This is a genomic window from Alteribacillus iranensis (genome assembly GCF_900113025.1).
In the GTDB taxonomy this organism is placed as follows: domain Bacteria; phylum Bacillota; class Bacilli; order Bacillales; family Marinococcaceae; genus Alteribacillus_A; species Alteribacillus_A iranensis.
Genome location: NZ_FONT01000002.1, coordinates 1 through 18,786 on the forward strand (window position 1 = coordinate 1; position 18,786 = coordinate 18,786).

The 18,786-nt window shown below is 40.9% G+C and carries 17 protein-coding genes and 1 pseudogene; 7 read left to right on the forward strand and 11 right to left on the reverse strand.

From position 1 onward, the window contains the following. A pseudogene (locus BM095_RS04140) lies at positions 1-392 on the forward strand (transposase); the annotation flags it as partial. Between the two features lie 106 nt (positions 393-498). On the opposite strand, the gene BM095_RS04145 reads toward BM095_RS04140, so the two are convergent. Both BM095_RS04145 and BM095_RS04150 read right to left on the reverse strand, forming a co-directional pair. Further along, positions 499-2,463: an S-layer homology domain-containing protein gene (locus BM095_RS04145; RefSeq protein WP_091657959.1), complete on the reverse strand. Its 1,965-nt coding sequence runs from the start codon at positions 2,461-2,463 to the stop codon at positions 499-501. A gap of 570 nt (positions 2,464-3,033) precedes the next feature. After that, positions 3,034-6,165, reverse strand: a complete 3,132-nt coding sequence (locus BM095_RS04150; RefSeq protein WP_091657961.1) for a CotH kinase family protein — start codon at positions 6,163-6,165, stop codon at positions 3,034-3,036. Positions 6,166-6,321: 156 nt separating this feature from the next. On the opposite strand from BM095_RS04150, the gene BM095_RS04155 reads away from it, so the two are divergent. Both BM095_RS04155 and BM095_RS04160 read left to right on the forward strand, forming a co-directional pair. Then, a complete protein-coding gene (locus BM095_RS04155) occupies positions 6,322-7,113 on the forward strand; it encodes a polyphosphate polymerase domain-containing protein (protein ID WP_091657964.1) in 792 nt (263 codons plus the stop codon). Positions 7,114-7,301: 188 nt separating this feature from the next. Continuing rightward, entirely contained in the window at positions 7,302-7,982 is a 681-nt protein-coding gene (locus tag BM095_RS04160; RefSeq protein ID WP_091657967.1) for a DUF4956 domain-containing protein, read from the forward strand. A 37-nt stretch (positions 7,983-8,019) separates the two neighbouring features. Here BM095_RS04160 and galU read toward each other — a convergent pair whose 3' ends face one another. Both galU and BM095_RS04170 read right to left on the reverse strand, forming a co-directional pair. Further along, positions 8,020-8,904 carry a UTP--glucose-1-phosphate uridylyltransferase GalU gene (gene galU, locus BM095_RS04165; RefSeq protein ID WP_091657969.1) on the reverse strand — a complete coding sequence of 295 codons (885 nt, stop codon included), beginning with the start codon at positions 8,902-8,904 and terminating at the stop codon, positions 8,020-8,022. A gap of 18 nt (positions 8,905-8,922) precedes the next feature. Continuing rightward, entirely contained in the window at positions 8,923-9,906 is a 984-nt protein-coding gene (locus BM095_RS04170) for an S-layer homology domain-containing protein (protein ID WP_177194683.1), read from the reverse strand. A 318-nt stretch (positions 9,907-10,224) separates the two neighbouring features. On the opposite strand from BM095_RS04170, the gene BM095_RS04175 reads away from it, so the two are divergent. Continuing rightward, entirely contained in the window at positions 10,225-10,776 is a 552-nt protein-coding gene (locus BM095_RS04175) for a transposase (protein ID WP_091657974.1), read from the forward strand. Between the two features lie 40 nt (positions 10,777-10,816). Beyond that, positions 10,817-11,236 carry a single-stranded DNA-binding protein gene (locus BM095_RS04180; RefSeq protein ID WP_091657977.1) on the forward strand — a complete coding sequence of 140 codons (420 nt, stop codon included), beginning with the start codon at positions 10,817-10,819 and terminating at the stop codon, positions 11,234-11,236. Positions 11,237-11,308: 72 nt separating this feature from the next. On the opposite strand, the gene BM095_RS04185 is transcribed toward BM095_RS04180, so the two are convergent. The 6 genes from BM095_RS04185 to BM095_RS16490 all read right to left on the reverse strand — a co-directional run bounded on the left by BM095_RS04185 (position 11,309) and on the right by BM095_RS16490 (position 16,272). Further along, on the reverse strand, positions 11,309-11,740 hold the full coding sequence (locus tag BM095_RS04185) for a hypothetical protein (RefSeq protein WP_091657980.1): 432 nt from the start codon (positions 11,738-11,740) through the stop codon (positions 11,309-11,311). A gap of 229 nt (positions 11,741-11,969) precedes the next feature. Then, positions 11,970-14,048 (reverse strand): S-layer homology domain-containing protein, encoded by a 2,079-nt coding sequence (locus BM095_RS04190; RefSeq protein ID WP_091657983.1) that lies wholly within the window; start codon positions 14,046-14,048, stop codon positions 11,970-11,972. Positions 14,049-14,208: 160 nt separating this feature from the next. Continuing rightward, the gene (locus BM095_RS04195; RefSeq protein WP_091657986.1) at positions 14,209-14,979 is read right to left on the reverse strand and encodes a hypothetical protein; all 771 of its coding nucleotides are present in this window, start codon (positions 14,977-14,979) and stop codon (positions 14,209-14,211) included. A 78-nt stretch (positions 14,980-15,057) separates the two neighbouring features. Further along, positions 15,058-15,621: a hypothetical protein gene (locus BM095_RS04200; RefSeq protein ID WP_091657989.1), complete on the reverse strand. Its 564-nt coding sequence runs from the start codon at positions 15,619-15,621 to the stop codon at positions 15,058-15,060. A gap of 4 nt (positions 15,622-15,625) precedes the next feature. Continuing rightward, positions 15,626-16,114: a VanZ family protein gene (locus BM095_RS04205; protein ID WP_091657991.1), complete on the reverse strand. Its 489-nt coding sequence runs from the start codon at positions 16,112-16,114 to the stop codon at positions 15,626-15,628. A gap of 2 nt (positions 16,115-16,116) precedes the next feature. Continuing rightward, positions 16,117-16,272, reverse strand: coding sequence for a hypothetical protein (locus BM095_RS16490; RefSeq protein WP_177194684.1), 156 nt, complete (start codon positions 16,270-16,272; stop codon positions 16,117-16,119). Positions 16,273-16,633: 361 nt separating this feature from the next. On the opposite strand from BM095_RS16490, the gene BM095_RS04210 reads away from it, so the two are divergent. Beyond that, on the forward strand, positions 16,634-16,873 hold the full coding sequence (locus BM095_RS04210; RefSeq protein ID WP_091657995.1) for a DUF362 domain-containing protein: 240 nt from the start codon (positions 16,634-16,636) through the stop codon (positions 16,871-16,873). Positions 16,874-17,123: 250 nt separating this feature from the next. Here the strand turns inward: BM095_RS04210 and BM095_RS04215 are convergent, their stop codons facing one another. After that, positions 17,124-17,615 carry a MogA/MoaB family molybdenum cofactor biosynthesis protein gene (locus BM095_RS04215; RefSeq protein WP_091657998.1) on the reverse strand — a complete coding sequence of 164 codons (492 nt, stop codon included), beginning with the start codon at positions 17,613-17,615 and terminating at the stop codon, positions 17,124-17,126. 146 nt (positions 17,616-17,761) lie between these two features. Between BM095_RS04215 and moaA the strand changes: the two genes are divergently transcribed. Further along, positions 17,762-18,778: a GTP 3',8-cyclase MoaA gene (gene moaA, locus BM095_RS04220; protein ID WP_091658000.1), complete on the forward strand. Its 1,017-nt coding sequence runs from the start codon at positions 17,762-17,764 to the stop codon at positions 18,776-18,778. Positions 18,779-18,786: the final 8 nt, after the last annotated feature.

An 18,786-nucleotide genomic window follows, 5' to 3' on the forward strand; every position in this document is an offset into this window, starting at 1 on the left:
AGCGAAAGGTCACCTTCCGTCACTACCGCCGCCGTACAGATAAATACGGATACAGGCGGGACTTTAAAATCTATGAATGTGAATCCTGCGAAGAATGCCCATTCAAAGCGGACTGCACCACCGCCAAAGGAAACCGGAAGGTCTATTATAATCCGGTCTACGAGGAACTCAAAGCGAAAGAAGCGATCAAACTGAAAAGCGAGTTCGGACGAACACTCTACGCGCGCCGAAAAACGGACATGGAGAGTGTATTTGGTCATGTCAAACAAAATCTTGGCTTCCAGCGATTCCACCTGAGAGGGTTGGAAAAAGTTCAGGTGGAGTTTGGTTGGGTGGCTCTCGCTCACAATATACGTAAGATGGCGGTGGCAAGACGCCGCAAAATGAAGCCAGCTGCATAAGTTGGATTTTAAAAAATCCATGGTCACCATCTAGATGGATGGCGTCCATGGTATTTTAACATTAAGGGCTTTTGATACAGCCCCTTTTATACATATATTAATTGAACTTTTCGAGAGCCCGTTTCATAAACACAGCAAACTGTGCTCTGGATACTGTTTCTCCAGGCCGGAATTTCCCATTGCTGCCTTTAGCAATACCATGAGCAGCCAAGGCCTCTATTTCCTCGTATGCCCAGAAATCAGAGTCTACGTCACGGAAGCTTGACGTTGAATCACTCGTTAGGTTAAAGGCGCGAGTTAAAATCACAGCCATTTGGGCACGGGTGAGTTCTCCATTCGGCCGAAATTCATTTCCACTTCCCCGCATTAACCCTTCATCCGCTACCGTTGCAATATCTTCAAATGCATGGAAGTCTGTATCAACATCGGTGAATCCTGGGTTAGATCGATTAGCCGTATTAAGATCAAACGCTCTAGCCATCATGCTTGCTGCTTGGGAGCGTTTTAAGCCCATTCCGGGACGATACGTTCCATCACCGTATCCTCCTATAATTTCTCTCTCGTACAGATACTCGATTTCACTAGCTGCCCAATAGTCTGCACTTACATCTTTGAACAGTGCTGGTTTGACAACTTTAACAGATACAGACCCAACTTGTTCTCCATTGTAATGAGCTCGAATTCTTCCTTCTCCTGCTTTTTCAGCAATGAACGTAGAACCTTTCATTCTTCCCACATCATTTGTTACTGTCCAGGTCACATCGTTCTCATTTATATCTACAGGGTTATAATATTGGTCTGTTCCATATAGATAAGAAACCTTTATCTGATCACCAATTTCTACTGTTCCATTCCCTTCTCTTGAAAGGATCAGCCGGCTTAGATCCGAGGTAGGTGCTGTACTTATAGCTTGAAGTGTTGCCGAAACAGAACGTTCGCTTCCTGCTGAAAGGTTATTCATGACACTTGCATATTTATCGCCGTGTTTACGTGCAACCAATGTGGTGGAGCCGCCTCCATCAAAATTCAATGCCCGGTCCGATCCAATCTTTTTCATGTATTCGGCCAACTGCCTAATATTTGCTTTATCCATTGTTACCATATATACATTGTCCCCAGAAGCATCTACTCCAACAGCCGTTCTAGCAGTTTGTGAAGTGTAACGCCAACTGTTCGGATCCATTGTTATATTTACTTCCCCATTCTTAACCAGCTGCGGTCCACTTCCTAAAATAAACGAGGCATCTTTCCAACGATCATTAATAGACGCGTTAACTGTGATTGTATCTCCTTCTTTAACACTATCTAATGAATGTAGTTTATCTCCTACTGCAGAGATTACGAATCCATTTTCCGGGATGCGAGAGTTGCCAGCTTCTTTATAGCCCCGAACTGCTGTGACAGTTCCTGTTAATTCATCACCAAATGAAAAGCTTCCTGGATTTCCAGAAGCACGTTCTACAATTATTTCCATTCCATATTCATTGGTCTCCGTGCGATTACTTATGTAAGATGGTGTGAATAAAACAGCTTCATCACTTCGTCGGTCACTATTGATCGTATCAATCTTAATAGATTTGCCATTCACTTGAGCAGAAACATTTGCCTGATAGTCTCCAATAGATGCCTTGCCATTCGAACGTTCTCCAAAGACAATCGGTTTGCTGCGGTAATGCTCTCTCCCTTTTGAGATTCTTCCAAAGCTAATAATCTCATTATCAACCGTAATGATACTAAATGGCAGCTTCGAATTACCGGCTCCCATATCAAAGAATGTGGCATTAATCGCCCCGACGGCGTGATGCCCTTCGCTTGTTGCCTTTCTCGCTTGCTGAGATGTTGTTTCTAGATGGTTTAACGGTGTCGGAACCCCTACATCTAGCTGACTGTAATCATTCGTTAAATCTACTTTCAGTATATTTGCTCCTGTTCCAGCATCCTTTTCATACGTAACCCCAGGACTGACCTCAAAAGAAGAAGCATCTGCCTGCGTCGCCGTAAATAAAAATCCAAGCGACAGAACAGATACTGCGCCGCGGTGTAATTTCGTTTTTATTGACATGAAATGAACCCTCTCCCGTTTTATGTAAAATCTTTGATTCTAATAATCTATTTGTAGGATATGTTACTTGTCATATTGTGTCAATTCCATATCAAGAAGATAGGAAAAAAGATAGGTAACTTATCAAAAATAGCAGATTTTGTCGTTCTTCCGGCTTTAAGCAATGAAACGTGCCACCCGCCTAGAACTGGCAGAACCGAAGATGGATGACAAATGTTTGCTCTTTCAAAATTCTCATACAAATCTCTCAATAATATAAAAACGCTTCCGCTTATCAAATGCGATAAACGGAAGCGTTTTGTTCAAAGATAGGAATGTATAGCATGCACGGAGTGATGTCTAGCTACAGCTCCTAATCGCTCGGGGCCCACAGTTGAATGACCTTTTGCTAAAAACATAAACATCCTGTGCAAGTCAGTTCGATGTTGTCACAGGAACTTCCGCAGGAGGCGGTGGCTTCTACGTTGCCCACAAGATGTGGGCGTTTTTAGTAGAAGTACTCACCAACACAGTCGAACTTCCTTCTCCAGCGCTTGTCGCCGATAGGTGGGCGTCTTGCGCTTTTCTTGATCACCCAATTACTTCAAAACTGTCAATATGAATACGATGGTTTTTAGCTTGTTCGTTCTTCTTTCCTGTAACGGTGATCGTCATCGTATGTCTTCCTTTCTCCAAGCCTGTCACAGAATAAATCTCCGTATTTAACATCCCTTTTTGATTGTACGTATCTACGGAGTCTGTCTCTCCTCCATCTACTTGAATGGTAGCAATTCCCTGACTAGGCCCTTTATAGCCATACCATCGAATTCCTGTGCCTTCAAATGTGATTGTTATCTCGCCCCCTCTTTCCTCACTATAGGAAGCTGTTCCTCGGTGATGATTTTCGTTTTGAGTATCATGCCAAGTACCTTGATATGTTGCGGAAGGGTGACCTTCATTATATACACTTGGTTCTTTCGCTGGTTGGACAATTTTCACTCTCATCATAGAAACAACTTGATCTTTTTCATTGTGTACTGTAAGAAGTCCCTCCCCCGCTGATTCGGCTGTAAATGTACGATCGTTCACATCTCCTAAATCAGGGTTGTCAATGGTGGCATATGTCCCTTTGCTAGAAGCAACCTCCGACCAGTTGAACTCCTCTCCTACGTCAAGTGAAATGGTATCTTTCTCAACAGGTATTCCTTCTACAGAAATGGTCCCTACTCGGTTTCCTTCATGATCAGAAATGACAAGTTCTCCATTCCCTTTGGAAGGTAATACGAGACGACCTTTTTCATCAATAAGATTTCCCTCATTCTCTTTTGCTGTCAGTACTGCCTTCTTGCCTTCCACTTGGATTTCCAATGGAGTGTCTGCCGTGTACATTCCTGTCCATTCCTTGTTGCTATCCATAGGGATGTCCTTGCCATAGACTTCTACTTGTTGATCTGATTCAACCGTAACAGTCATGTTTGCATAACCACTAAGATCAAAAAAGTCTACTAAATGTGCATACATATAATCATCGCGGACGAGACCGAATTCACGCATCACATTAACGTTTTCCTGCCATTTTTCCATACTTTCAGGGGCGTTCCAACGCTTTATATTACGCTCTATTTCTGGTTGATAAATAGAAGCAAATTTGTCTAATTTGTTTGTTACCCGATCCTCATTAAAATGAGTATTTAAGTAATGAGAAAATGTTCCAGCAAAACGTGCGCGAAACTCTTCGTTCTCAAGTAAACTGCGGAGTAGAAATGTCGACCAATCCGGGTTCGGCCAACCAGTATTTCCTTCTTCTGTCGCGAAGTTTAGCGTGTGATGTGCAACTGTTTCTTCCACTCCATCTTTTCCGAAACCAAAGTCCAGATCATACACTGTCCATTGCCATTTCCCATTAGGCTTTTCTCTCCAGTACCTAATATTATTAGCGGGCCAGTCCAGATTACTTACATAAATCTCAGCGATATTGTAATCGATAAAGCTGTTCATATCCATCTGTTCAGAGACCCACTTGTATACCTTGGGATCCTTGATATCATTTTCTTTTATATAAGTAAGCATATTCACGTAATGACGATTATCCCCGACTCTAACCTTAGAATCATGTTCAAGGTATTCTAAACGATCTTCCGTAATACCATATTTGAATTCAAAATGATGATTGTCTATCCTTTCACGAAGGTTGTATACGCCCCAGTATTCTCCATTCAAATACAGATTGACAGGTTGTAATGCTTGTGTTTCTACGTCAAATCCACCAATTAATTCCTGAAGAAATGCATCTCGAAATAAAGTTTCGTCCCAATCGTTCCCCGAATTTCGCAAGATCAAGCGGTTAAACTCACTTTCCTCTTCTTTAGGGAATAACGGATAATTAAACGTGTTTTCCGTATCATAATCAGAACGCGCATATAGCCTAAACGACTTTTTCGGATAGTTACGGCTCTTATTCCCATGCAATCTTACACCCGCTTGCTGATGAATCATTTCTGTGCCATCCGGTTTGTACATTTCCACCGTAGCTTCCCTCTCCCAAAGATCTCCACTTTGCGCATAGTTTGCTTCCTCATTATATTCTTCTCCACCCTCTGTATGCGCGCCTTCCGTATAGATACCAAATGTTTCACTAAAAAAGTCTTCGGGATTTCCCGAGAGAGAAACGACAGGCAAGGTGCTGTTTTCTCCAATGACATACGTATTCGACACCCTTTCTCCTGCATTCCCGTATTGGTCGTAAAATCGAGCTTTTACAACCGTAGTCTCTTCTAAATGAATAGGGTTCTTGTATGCCTTGGATTGTTCTGATGGTTCACTTCCATCCAACGTGTACCGGATGGTTCCTTCCGCACCGATAACCTGGCTTAATTCAATGGTTTGAGGGTTGGGATAAACCCCTCCTTCCATATTAAAAGTTAAAGCTAGCTCCGGTTCATCGATATCCATGTTCTCTATCTTCTCGTACAAAGGTACAAATTTTTTTATGTCTACCCCTGGATTACCCATCACGTACAAACGGGTTGTGAGATTGGGCAAGTGAAATACAGAAGAGAAATCTTGAATGCGATTATTTCTTAGATTGATATCTTCCAGCATTTCTAAGTTCGTAAGTACTGAAATATCTTCAATTTGGTTGTTACGGACATTTAACACAGATAACTGCTCAAGGTTCTCTAACGGCTGAAGAGATTTGATATTGTTCCCACGAACATTCAAATCAGTGAGCTGTATTATTTCTCCCACTGGATCTAATGTATCCATCCCCGTATCTCTCAAGTCAAGGGAGGTTATACGTTTAAGATTACTTAACACAGAGAAGTCGTTGATACGGTTCTCACGCAGATTCAGCTCCTCTAAATAAGTAAGCTCCTCTAACGGTGAAATATCTTTGATCCGATTCCCTTCCAGATTAAGATGTCTGACGGTTATCATCGCTTCTATGCCATGCAAGGACTCAATCCCGCTGTAACTTAAATCCAATTTATCTACTTGTTCTACATCCTCTTTTCTAATCGGTCCTTCTTTTATATTTAATTCTTCTCGTACTGCGAGCTCCAAATTTTCATCCTCGAAATTTATATTTGTTTCCTGTGCCATATAAAGAGCAATAATACTGATTGCAAGTGCGATAGGAATCAGCATAATTGCTGTGATTTTACTGTTTTTGCTATTCAAAGGGATGTCCCGCCTTTCTACTCGATCTTCTATCTTATCCATGAATTGCGGACCACACCTATTATAGCAAACGGTTGTCTCGACAAACAGTTCTGATACCACAACTTCCTTTAAGCTGACATCTGTATTTGCTAATGTTATAATTTTAATATTGTAAAGATGTTGTTAAGTTTGTGTATAGATAGGTGGTGGTTGTACATGCAGGCTAAGGAAATATTTCAGCGATATGAGCTCAAATATTTAATCCCTTTTCACGTATATGAAGAAATTGCGGAAACACTTATCCGTTCTAATAAAATGAGATATGATAAGTTTGGAGACGGGCTTGGCCGCTACAATATTGTCAGCCTCTACTTCGATTCTGAAGACAAGAAGATATACTATGAAACTCGTAATAAGCTGAATTTCAGGCAAAAGCTTCGCCTTCGTGTTTATGATGATGCCACCTTAGACAGCCCTTCTTTCTTAGAAGTGAAACAAAAATTTAACAAAGTAGTTAATAAAAGGCGAACGAAGCTCCCTCTACGGAAAGCTTATGAATATTTGAAAGCAGAAGCAAAAAATGATGTAAGTCAGTTCGAACCTACGAATGTTCAAATCATGAAAGAAGCTGAATCATTTCGTTCTCTTTATCATCTTCAACCTCGAGTAGTTGTGAGCTATGACAGACAAGCGTTTCATGGCATCGAAGATTCTGACTTGCGGGTGACATTTGATTATAATCTTATGGCTCGTGATAATAACTTGCGTATCGAGGACGGTCCTGATGGAGTGCATTTTGTAGATCCGAACCTAGTCGTCATGGAAGTTAAAGTGTCGCAAAGTGTCCCCCTTTGGCTTTCAAGGTTATTAAGTGAATTTCAGTGTCCTCGTCAAAGCGTGTCTAAGTTTTGCACTAGCATTGATTTAATGGAAGACATTGCTGCAAAAAAACTGCGTTCCTCTTCATCAGCTTTGAGAAATCCTGACAATGCCTCTATCATTATTTAAGCTACAGGAAAACGTTTTGATTGATGTTCGCTTTCAAAGTATGCCCTATTCTTCTATGTTAGAGATTTTATACCATTGAAAGAGTAAGTACTGATCTCTATAATGAAATAGGACGTTCTTAGAGGTTGTTTCTCCATCAGGAAACAGCCTCTCCATGTTTTCGAAGTATAGGATGAGGAGATTGCATAATGAATCAGTTTATGAATGAGATACGTAATATATCCGACTTAACCACGAGAGCTAGTATTATTGAAGGTTTTACTGCTATTGTACTAAGCTTTGTATTGAGTTTAATTATTACATACTTATATAAGAAGACACACAAAAGCGGCCGTTATTCGCAATCGTTTGTACATACCATTATCATCATGTCTGTCGTTGTGGCGATTATTATGATAGTGATTGGCAATAATATCGCTGTGGCATTTGGACTGGTTGGTGCTTTTTCTATCATTCGCTTCCGCAGTGCCATGAGCGATCCAAAAGACATTGCATTTATCTTTTTCGGCATGGCAGCAGGTATATCATGCGGGTTAGGTTTTTACTTACTAGCTATCGTATTTACCATTATGTTATCCGTATTAATTTACCTTCTTTATGCGTTTGATTACGGGGGTATAAAAAGCTCGTATAAGTCGCTGAAAATCACAATTCCAGAAAACATGCACTACGAGGATGTATTTGATGATATATTCGAGGAGTACTTGGACTATTATCAATTAAATATGGTGGAAACCACCAATCTAGGAACGATGTATCAATTAACTTATTTGATTGCCAAAAAAGAAGGGATCTCGGATAAAGATTTAATGGACGCGATTCGAGAAAGAAATGCCAATTTAAAAGTTGCGGTAGGAATGGTGAATTAAAGAACCAGCTGTGTGAATCGACACAGCTGGTTCTCTTTTATTTATTCACATGGTCTGAAAGCGTCTCTTTTAAATAACCCATTAATGGCTCTCGTAAATCTTCCCGTTCTAACGCAAAATCAATGGTTGCTTTGATAAAACCAAACTTATCTCCAACATCGTAACGGACACCGCCAAATTGATAAGCGAGGACAGCTTGTGTTTCATTTAACTTTCTAATCGCATCGGTTAATTGGATTTCGTTGCCAGAGCCAGGCGGTAACTGATGCAAAATAGAAAAGACCTCCGGACGTAGAACATAACGGCCCATAATGGCATAATTTGATGGAGCATGATCTAAGGCAGGCTTTTCGACCAGATCATTCAAATGGATAACTCCATCTTCTACCTCTTCTCCTTTAGGAGAGACAATGCCATACTTAGACACATCCTCATCCGGAACCTCTTGTACGCCAACGACGGAAGAATGGTAGCGATCGAAGGTATCAATTAATTGCTTGAGGCAAGGAGTATCTGATTTTACGATGTCATCGCCTAGCAGTACAGCGAACGGTTCATCTCCCACAAATCGGCTGGCACATGCTATGGCATGTCCTAAACCTTTCGGCTCTTTCTGACGGATGTAGTGAATGTTCGCCATGTTGGAAATAGCTTGTACTTCTTCCAGCATAGCCCACTTCTCTTTTTTGGCCAATGTCTCTTCGAGTTCGTATGATTTATCAAAGTGGTCTTCCATCGCACGTTTACCGCGTCCACTAACAATGATAATATCTTCAATCCCGGAATCAATTGCTTCTTCTACGATATACTGTATGGTTGGTTTATCGACAATGGGAAGCATTTCTTTTGGCTGTGCTTTGGTTGCTGGTAAAAATCTCGTTCCTAACCCGGCAGCCGGGATGATTGCTTTTCTAACTTTCACGTCATACCCTCCAGTCTTTTACTCTTCCTCGCTCCACAAAATAAATATATCACTTTTTTGTGGTATAATCTCCACTCCAGAAATAACAATTTCCTCCTCTGTCTCGTTCGCTCGAATGAGTGCTTGTCGCAATTCATTTGCAGAGACAGGAGCTCCTAATGCTTCCCCAACACGAGCCGCCAAGGAAAAGTTTTCTTCTGTCGTTCGAGCTACCGCATATTCTCTTACATCGAGTTGATACGCTTGGAATAGATGATAAAATTCGGGGTCTGCCGTTCCAAATCCGTTCTCTCCCCTAGCATAAACCGTTATACCTTTTTCCTCGTACAGCTCACGAACTTTTTCGGTATATTGATTCGACCCCTCTGGAGTGAGATCTAAAAGAGAATGGGCCTGCCACTCAGACATCGATTGATCATGAAAACGTTTAAAGAAAACTGCCGCTTGCGCACGGGTCAGTTTTCCGTTGACATCATAACGCTCCATCTGTGATTTGCCTTGTTTTCTCCCGGTAGTTATATTCTCAGCAAACATCCAAGCTACTGAATTTTCCAACCCTTGTTCCTGGCCTTGCGAATGAGCGAATGCTTGACTAATAACCCCTCTTGTAACTTCCCTGTTTTTTATCGAGTTATCACGTAATCCAGGCATGCGTAGTTTGTTATGAGAAAGAGATTGATAAGCACGTTGGGCCCAATGGTTATCATCATTTACTCTGTTCGTCTCGAAACCAAAATAACGACTGAGCATCGTCACAAATTGGGCCTCCGTCATCTCCTCTCCTGGTCCAAATGTGCCGTCTTTATGACCTTGGATCAGCTCTCTATCTTCCGCCCAATAAATTTCTTCTGCCGCCCAGTAATCGTTCTTCACATCTGGAAATGATTCGGAAGGCTCAGCAGTAGAATCGTTAACTGAAGTTATGTATAAAATAGAGCCTAATGCAGCCGTTGCAGCCACCTTTCCGCATTTTCGTATGTACTGTGAAATATCTAGTTCCAACAGCATGTCCTCCTCTCTGACTAAGATATCCTTCTTTTCAGACCGTGTTCTACCTTTTTGAAATCATCCTCCTCTTTACGATTATGGTTTTTTTCTCGAGGTCCGACCCCGCAAAAATTCCCAAAAGATTAATAGTGCCTTTTTTTGAAAAATCTGTTATATTAAAGATAACTTACTAAGGAAGGAGGGCCGTTTTAAAAAGTGTTATCCCCTATGTAAGCTCCCCCTAAGCTTACCCCCAATGCTCTACCCTTATCTATCCGATTTTATTCCTGTTTTTTAACAACATTTCTATACTAATCGGAGGTGATGCTAATTGTGGCCCGCCCTCAGCGTATTTGGTTCCCTGGTGCTACCTTCCACGTGGAAGCAAGTGGGCTGAAGAATGCTCCTCTTTTCTGTGATCGAAAAGATTACGCTCACTACCTGTTCTTGTTGTCAAAACACAAACTACGGGAAAATTTTGATATTCATGCTTATGCTCTTCTTCCTAAAAAAGTTCATCTATTAATAGAAACCGTAACCGAAGAAATATCATCATTAATACAGCGCCTCCACACGAGCTATGCCATGTATTACAATCGGAGGCACAAACAAAGTGGACATGTTTTCAATGGGCGTTTCGTCTCCCAATTAATCCTAGACGAAACTCACTTCTTCGAAACGAGCCGTATCATTCACTTAACTCCTCTCGAAGAAAAACCCAAAGAAGATATATCGTCTTACCGGTGGTGCAGCGCGAGAGACTATTTATCTCCCCAACCAGAAGGCGATCCTCCTCATCCCGTACTATCTCTGGACCGCACATTATCTCCTTTTCCCCATCCAAAACATCAGGCTTTCCAGAAGTTTTTAAATCTTATCTCCTAAAGCCGTGTCTTCTTCTATGCAGAAAGGAGCCTTTTTCCATATGTTTAATCAAGTGACAATAGTAGGGCGATTCACACGTGACCCGGAGCTGACATATACGAAAGATGGGATTGCTGTCTGTAATTTCACCCTTGCAGTGCAGCGCTCATTTCGTAACGCACAGGGCGAGTTCGATGCCGACTTCATTCCCGTCACGGTATGGCGCAAACAAGCAGAAAACACTGCTATTTATTGCCATAAAGGAGCCCTTGTAGGAATAAACGGGCGGATCCATACTCGAACCTATGAAAATAAAGAACAAAAGAAAGTGCAAGTAATCGATGTAAATGCAGAACAAGTACGCTTTCTAAAAATTAATCCAGACAAGAATACGTCCCCTGCTTCCTTGTTAGAAAAACCTCCATTGACACCCATTACTGACACTACGGCAGGTACTGTCGTTCGAGAACATAGTAATTAAGCACGACCGTTTGTCTTATCTTTCCTAGCAATCAAAACAGGCCCTCTTTCATTTTCCTCTCCCAGTTACCTTCTACTCTCTTTTCTCGTATTCCTCTCCATAAAAGCTGTTGGTCGCCTGTTCACCAACAGCTCTTTCACGTACGACATGCGCAATCACAGTCCAGCGTTCAAAGGCAGGGATAAACGTCGCAGTCACATAAAACATTCGGTCAGTGATCGTATTATCCGACAGTCCTTCTTTCGTCTGTTCCAAGATATGATGAATAGACTTCATTTCCTCTTGATATTCAGGAACGTTTCCGAACAGATAACGCATCGTCATCGTTTCCATTGAAAAAGGTTCAAACCCGTCTATCATCTGATGAAGCAGACGGTCTCCGCTTTCTATAAATCCTTCTCTATAAAAATATACGATGGAAGATAAGCCTTCTTTTACAAGCTCCAACCATTCTACATATCGATTAAGAAAGTTCTGCTCTGCTTGCCGCAAAGGAAGAGTCATACGGATTCCTCCTCATTTTATCTCCTTCCTTCATGTTAGCAGTCTTCTTTCCAAAAGAAAATATAGCTGACATAGGCATAAGCCACCAAAACCACCTCCTGCTAACATAGCAAGAGGTGGTTTTTCAGAGCAATCACGAAGTATTATCCTCAAGGATCCGGCTTGGCGATCATTGTAAACCGCACTACGTCTACGCCTTTCTCCTCCAGAGGAGCGACTTGTGATTTTTTTAGTTCATGAAATCAATGAATGTCAGATACTCATCCAGCATTTTTGCCATTTGAGCTCGACTTGTACCCGTCTTTGGATCAAAGATTCTACCATCATCACGGCCATCGATCACTCCAGCTTGCATTAAACGCTCCACGTGAGGTTGAGCCCACTCCCCAATACGCTCTACATCCTCAAAGGATTGAATGGTTCGTTCGATATCAAGTTCTTCTTCATTGAAGCCTGTGATGTCCATAGCCCTTGAAAGCATAGCCGCTGCCTGTTGCCGAGTTACCCGGTCATTAGGCGCAAACGTCCCGTCTTTTCGACCTTGGATAATTCCTTGTTCAATTGCTGGCTGAATTTCTTCCGTAAACCAATCATCTTCGTCCACGTCTACGAACTCACCGGCATATTCACTTTCCGCAGAAAGACCAAGAGACCGGACAATTAAAGCGGCAAATTGGGCACGTCTCATTTCTTCACCAGGTGCCACCGTACCGTCCGAGCGTCCTTGGAAAATAAAGCGAGACCCTAATTTATCAAATTGATCTTTTGCCCAATAATCGTTTGGCACGTCCACAAACGTTTTTTCATGCTCTACCACCACATACCTACTGAAATACTGAGTTTTAAATGTCGCAGTCTCTTCATTAATGATAGTAGGAGCAGCAACAAAGTCACCATCTTCTCCTAATCGAAGGACAACGGCATTGGGATCGAAGGCTTCGTCCCCGTTAATTTCCCGTGTAATATGTCGATCAAAATTATCGAGCTCTCTTTCTTCCCCATCAGAAGAAATTATACTTGCCCGAAACTCAACAATAGGGGAGGTAGCAGTTAAATTATTCTCTTCCAATACTTCTGTACCTTCTGTAGTTGAGTTAACAGCAACCCGTACCGTCGATCCGTCCTCCGTCGTTACTAGCGTGCTAACTGGAAGATAAATGGATCCTTCCGTTGAACGTACTTCTACTGTCGCGTTCGGATTCTTTTCATGAATGGAACCAATAGCTTCTTGTGGGATCCGGATCTCACCTTGCTCCCCTTCTTCCTTTTCCACGGTAAGCCTTACCGTTTCCACCTCTTCTTGGTTATCTAAGTAATCCTCAAGCTTATCGCTATCGACATGACGAATCACACGCTCTGTCCCATCTTCATCGGTAACACGCTCATCTTCATACGTGTCTTCTGGAGGAGTTCCCGGAGTTTCATCTTGGTCAGAGTCATCGTCATCACTACCGCCACCACCGGAGCCAGAACCCCCGCCTGATGAACCACCAGACCCTCCAGAACCACCACTAGACGAGTCGTCATCAATGTTTCCTTTACCTAAGATCTCTCTCCAATCACTTTCATCCAAGATTGCAATGTCTTTATTGATTTCTTTTACAATTTCTTTTTCCTCATCATCTAAGTTCTCGTGGATGGTAGCTAACTTGTTGGCAATGTTTTCAACCTTATCGTCAGGGTTTTCAAATTCATCCTCTGACGCAACATATGCCGAGGCTAGACCTGTCATTAAATTGATTTTCTCACTTGAACTTAGTTCTAATTTACTTTCTAAACGATCTTTCATCTTTAAAAAAGAAGAAAATTCAATTCCTATTTTTTCTTTCATTACATCGTTTGCGTTATCCAATTCCGGGTTCTCTTCTAATACTTTGTTTATATGCTTTTCCATGTAATTATTAAATCCTTTTGCAAAAATCTGGCTGACAATATCATCCTTATTACCATCGTTAATTTCTTCTTTTAATTTCCCCTCAAGCTTTGTAAGAAAATCGAGTAATGTATCTATATCAATGTCATCATCAAATAGGGACGATAGGTTATCCTCGTGATCTTCTTTCAAGTTTTGTAACTTGCTTTCTATAGTATCTGGATCGGATTCGTATAAAATTGCAGCTACATCTTTTGCTATCTCTTCAGCTGTTCCGTCACCTAGTTCCTCATTAATAATTTCTGCAACATCTACTTCTTTAGCTTCTACTACACTCCCATTGAAAAGCGGAAGACTAGCTGTAAGCGGTGAAGTTATTAAAGCTGCAGCTAACATGACCTTGATTGCTTGTTTGCTAAATGGATACTTTTTCATCTTTTCCTTTCACCTCTTCTGTTATGTTTACAAAAACAAAATATACATTTTGCATTTAAACACACTTTTATTAAATTTTAAAATATTACAAAAATGTATAATATATTTACTCACTATTCTTGTTCATACTAAAAAGCGAACAAGGGACATGTCCGCTTTTTCACTGGGTATAGCTTTCTAGCTCAGCTCTTTTTTGTGCTTTTTTTGACTCATATGTGTTCTTAAATGGTGTGGCAAGGCTTGGACTATAACCATTTTTAACTAATTCTGACTGTAAAGCTTCGTATTTCGAATAAAATTGAGAATCACTTTGAGCTTCCATTGATTGTGCACGTGATTTATAAGCTTCCACATTAACACCTTCATTTAAAAAGTCATTGTATGCTTCATCGACAAGACTGTCGAGTTTTGCATTTTGTTGTGATTCCATAGCTCTGAATTCTGCTTCATATTTGTTTAATATCGCTTCAGCACTCTTACTGGAGGTACTTTGGTTATCATTGTTGTTCTCATTTGTTCCTTGATTCCCTGAGCTGCTGTTCCCTTCACTATGGGGCTGGCTTTGAGAAGTCCCGGCTTTTGCTCCCGATGAATCAGAAGTGTCTGACGCAGATTGTGAATGCTGATTCCTCTCATTATTTTCGGAATCATTTTCACTTTCTCGTTCTTCATTTTTGGACGTCGGTTCTGTGCTGGTTGAGTTTGTACGATCAGAACTTGTCTGCTCTTCAGAACTTTCCGTAGATGAAGCCGTTGCAGAGTCTTCTTCGTCTTCTTTCTCCGCAGCTTGTAAAGATTCTTTTTCCTCTGAGCTTCGATCTACTTCTCCTATATCAGCCTGACTTTTCTCCACTTTGTTGTTGAATGTAACCATTCCGGTAATTGTCAAAATAACGAGGAATATCGCTCCAAGGCCAATCCATTTTTTCATCCATCCAACTCCTTTTTTGGAGCTAATTCTTAACTCTTAGTTTATAATCGTTGGAAGAAATATACAAGATCCAGAAAATTACTCAAAACTGCGAAGATTAATTAATGCTCGGATAAAAGCAAGTCGACTGCTCTCTTTTACTGATTCATATTCCCATTCATATTCCCAAGCATAAGATGGCTCGTACTCTTTTTCCATAAGTTGGTGCTTAAGTTCTTCTATTTCTTTTTCATGCATGTTATCCAGCTGATCTTCTAAATCATCTGCTTTTTTCCGATATTTGTCGACGATGGTTTGGTGGGCATCGTCTTGCGTTTTTAAGCTTGCATAATATTCTTCTTCAGCAGCTTGCAGATACCCTTCCAATTCCTTCTTGTATTTCTCATTCATTCGTTCGAATTTCACCGCGTATGGATATACGATATCTTGCACAGAACGGGGGTCTCTATCTGATTTGTCTTTATTTTTTTTCGCGGGAGAGGTCGTTTCCTCCTGTGTTTCTTCTGTTTCATCATTAACTTCCTTCGCAGAGGAAACGGAAGAGGTTGTCCAATTTGACGTAGAATGATTCCAGTGCAACCAGCCGACTCCCCCTATAGCTATAGCTAAAACGACAGTAAACGCTGCCAGCCAACGGCTCATTGTGTTATCTTCCTTTCGTGCTCGTACGATGATGATCAATTACGATGACGAGGACAGCAAATAAGCCGCCTGTCATATCAAGAACAATATCTTGCCATAAACCTGTTCGGTCTGGATGGTAAAAGTGTCTTAATTCATCGATCACAGCAAACAATGTGATAAATAAATAAGAAGTGATAATTTTCCAAACAAAATTAATCCGATATGGTATTAAAGCTAAATAAGAGCCTATCATCATTAAACCATAGACAACAAAATGTGTACCTTTTCGGATAAAAAATTCGATAAACCCTGCCGTGCCTTTTTCTTCGATACTTACTGTTCCCGTTGAGTATGTAAAAGATATGGAACCTAATGCATGTTCTACCCATTCCAGCGGTAACCTATTGATATATTCACGAAGATCCTGCTGTTCATAAGACATGGATGAGGCAGTAACTATCACACTCACCACCAAAAGGAGAGGAAGAGCGTACATTACTTTCTTCCGCATCTTCAACCTTCTTGTGAATCGACTGGATGGTCACTATAAATCTTGCGTAACTTGCAGGAAATTTCTTGAAGCACTTCTTCCACGGTTTTATCTGGGTTTTTTTCGGAGTCCGTTAGCAGATGTTCCATTAAAGCAATGACTTGTTTCTTTCTTTCCAATGTCTCCTCCTCCTCCTTGTTTTCATTTAATAAATTTTATATGATAGACAGTGTGTTTCTTTAATCACTACTTGATTTTTACCCAATTGTAATGAATTTTAATTGTTTTTCCAAGTAAAATTTTCCTAACATGGTAGAAAAGCGAATGATTTGAATTCTTTTTGCTTTTCATTCTCGGAATTTGAAGAGTTATTTGTTAAAATGAAAGCGGGGAACAGGAAAAGTATTTTTGCTCATCCTGCCCACTAATCTTGTGGTTTATGGATAACTTATATCCTGCCATATAGCTTTTATATTCATCAGTATGGAAGACACCATGGGGTTACTTACATGGGGCCACGTTGATAAGGAGGTGGATCGTATGGCTTTTGTTATCACTGAACCTTGCATTGGGGAAAAAGCCGCCGACTGCGTAGATGTATGTCCGGTTGATTGTATTGAAGAAGGAGAAGATCAATTTTTCATTGATCCTGATGTTTGCATCGACTGCGGTGCTTGCATCGTAGTATGTCCGGTGGAAGCGATTGTGGAAGACACTGAGCTTACACCTGAGACGGAGCCTTTCTTGGAAAAGGCAAAAGAATTTTATGGCAGCAACTAAAATCTTTTAAAAATATTTTTTAGTAAAATCCTTGATATACCAAGGGCTACAGCTACCTCTAAAAAAAAGAGTCCGATTTTTTTCGAAATCGGGCTCTTTTTTATGATTAAATTTCTGCAGAGCGGGTATACCATTACTACCCCACCCCCATACCTCTTATATATGGGGCACCACAGGAAACCGTGATGCCCCGAAATGGTTCTGCCATTTCTTTACAGGCTCCAGGTTATACTGGAGCCTGTTTTTTTGGCTATTTGTTCAGTTCTTCCATAAAATGAGAAAGCACAGGCAAAATTAATTGATTCATTCCAAGTTTTACAGCATTTGAGGAGCCAGGCAGTGCAAATATCACTTTTTCTTTTACGCTCCCCCCAATTGCTCTGCTGAACATCGCTTTTGCTCCAATTTCCTCATAACTGAGCATACGAAACAGTTCACCGAATCCTTCCATCTCCTTATCCAATAACTCGTTCACTGCTTCATACGTGACGTCACGAGGAGAGAAACCGGTACCCCCGTTCATAATTACGACATCCACTGGTTCATCCTGCAACCATGTATGTAATAAATCTTGCATTTTCTCTTTCTCATCTTTTACGATGTCATACGCAGTAATTTCATGACCCTGTTCTTCTGCTAATTGACGAATGATGGCACCACTTTTGTCCGTTTCCTCCGTCCTTGTGTCACTTACTGTAATAATACCTATGCGTCCTCTAATTCCTTCATTTGTTTCATGCATATATATTATCCTCCGTTCCTGATTTCTGTTAAACTATATTCAATTCATTTCTTCGTCTCTTATGTTAGCATTTAATCAAAAAGAGGCAAATTATTTTGAAAAGATGTTAAAATACATGAAAATGTTACTTTTCTAGGAGGGAGATTGTGCCACTACAACCAGTCACGGACTACTGGAAACGCCCTTTACGTGATCTTCGCATTTCAGTGATTGATCGCTGCAATTTTCGGTGCACCTATTGTATGCCAGCAGAGATATTTGGAGATGATTATCCATTTATGTCCGAATCAGACCTTCTCTCCTTTGAAGAAATCACGACACTTGCTAAACAGTTTGCATCGTTAGGTGTCGAAAAAATAAGATTAACAGGAGGAGAGCCTCTTCTCCGAAAAAATCTTCCTGACTTAATAGAAAGTCTTTCTTCTATACAAGGAATTAATGACATCGCTTTAACGACAAATGGTGTAATGCTTGTTCATCAAGCTAAAAAATTACGAGCAGCAGGCCTGCAGCGCGTTAACATAAGCCTCGATGCTATCGAAGAGGAAGTATTCCAAAGAATGAACGGACGCAACATTAAACCTAGTGCTGTTTTAAAAGGAATCGACGCTGCCATGGAAGCTGGTTTGGAAGTAAAGGTAAATATGGTCGTTAAAAAAGGAGAGAATGATAATCAAATTATCCCGCTGGCTAAATATTGTAAAGAACAAGGGATCATTCTCCGATTTATTGAGTTCATGGATGTCGGACAGACCAATGGATGGGATTTTTCTCACGTTGTTACCAAGAAAGAGATGTACGACAAATTAACGAACATCTCCCCGCTTATTCCATTAGAAAAAGCTTACTTTGGGGAAGTAGCTTCTCGCTACCGCTATGAAGATTCTGACGTGGAAGTTGGGTTCATTTCTTCCGTTTCTGAAACGTTTTGTTCTAGCTGTACGCGAGCACGTATCTCTGCTGATGGTAAATTATTTACCTGTCTCTTCGCCGAGTCTGGATTTGACTTGCGTGATATGCTTCGCAGCAATGCTACATCAGAAGAAATAGGACAAACACTTGCTTCTATCTGGAGCAAACGAACCGACCGTTATTCTGATGAGCGGACGGAAGAAACGGTAAAAAATCGAAAGAAAATTGAAATGTCTTATATCGGCGGCTAACTATAGAC

Coding starts and splice junctions, on each gene's coding strand:
- BM095_RS04210 (WP_091657995.1), top strand. CDS start 16,634: ATGGCTTTTGTTATCACTGAACCTTGCATTGGGGAAAAAGCCGCCGAC.
- BM095_RS04145 (WP_091657959.1), bottom strand. CDS start 2,463: ATGTCAATAAAAACGAAATTACACCGCGGCGCAGTATCTGTTCTGTCG.
- BM095_RS04205 (WP_091657991.1), bottom strand. CDS start 16,114: ATGCGGAAGAAAGTAATGTACGCTCTTCCTCTCCTTTTGGTGGTGAGT.
- BM095_RS04185 (WP_091657980.1), bottom strand. CDS start 11,740: ATGACTCTTCCTTTGCGGCAAGCAGAGCAGAACTTTCTTAATCGATAT.
- BM095_RS04155 (WP_091657964.1), top strand. CDS start 6,322: ATGCAGGCTAAGGAAATATTTCAGCGATATGAGCTCAAATATTTAATC.
- BM095_RS04195 (WP_091657986.1), bottom strand. CDS start 14,979: ATGAAAAAATGGATTGGCCTTGGAGCGATATTCCTCGTTATTTTGACA.
- BM095_RS04200 (WP_091657989.1), bottom strand. CDS start 15,621: ATGAGCCGTTGGCTGGCAGCGTTTACTGTCGTTTTAGCTATAGCTATA.
- BM095_RS04215 (WP_091657998.1), bottom strand. CDS start 17,615: ATGCATGAAACAAATGAAGGAATTAGAGGACGCATAGGTATTATTACA.
- BM095_RS04180 (WP_091657977.1), top strand. CDS start 10,817: ATGTTTAATCAAGTGACAATAGTAGGGCGATTCACACGTGACCCGGAG.
- BM095_RS04190 (WP_091657983.1), bottom strand. CDS start 14,048: ATGAAAAAGTATCCATTTAGCAAACAAGCAATCAAGGTCATGTTAGCT.
- BM095_RS04150 (WP_091657961.1), bottom strand. CDS start 6,165: ATGGATAAGATAGAAGATCGAGTAGAAAGGCGGGACATCCCTTTGAAT.
- BM095_RS04160 (WP_091657967.1), top strand. CDS start 7,302: ATGAATCAGTTTATGAATGAGATACGTAATATATCCGACTTAACCACG.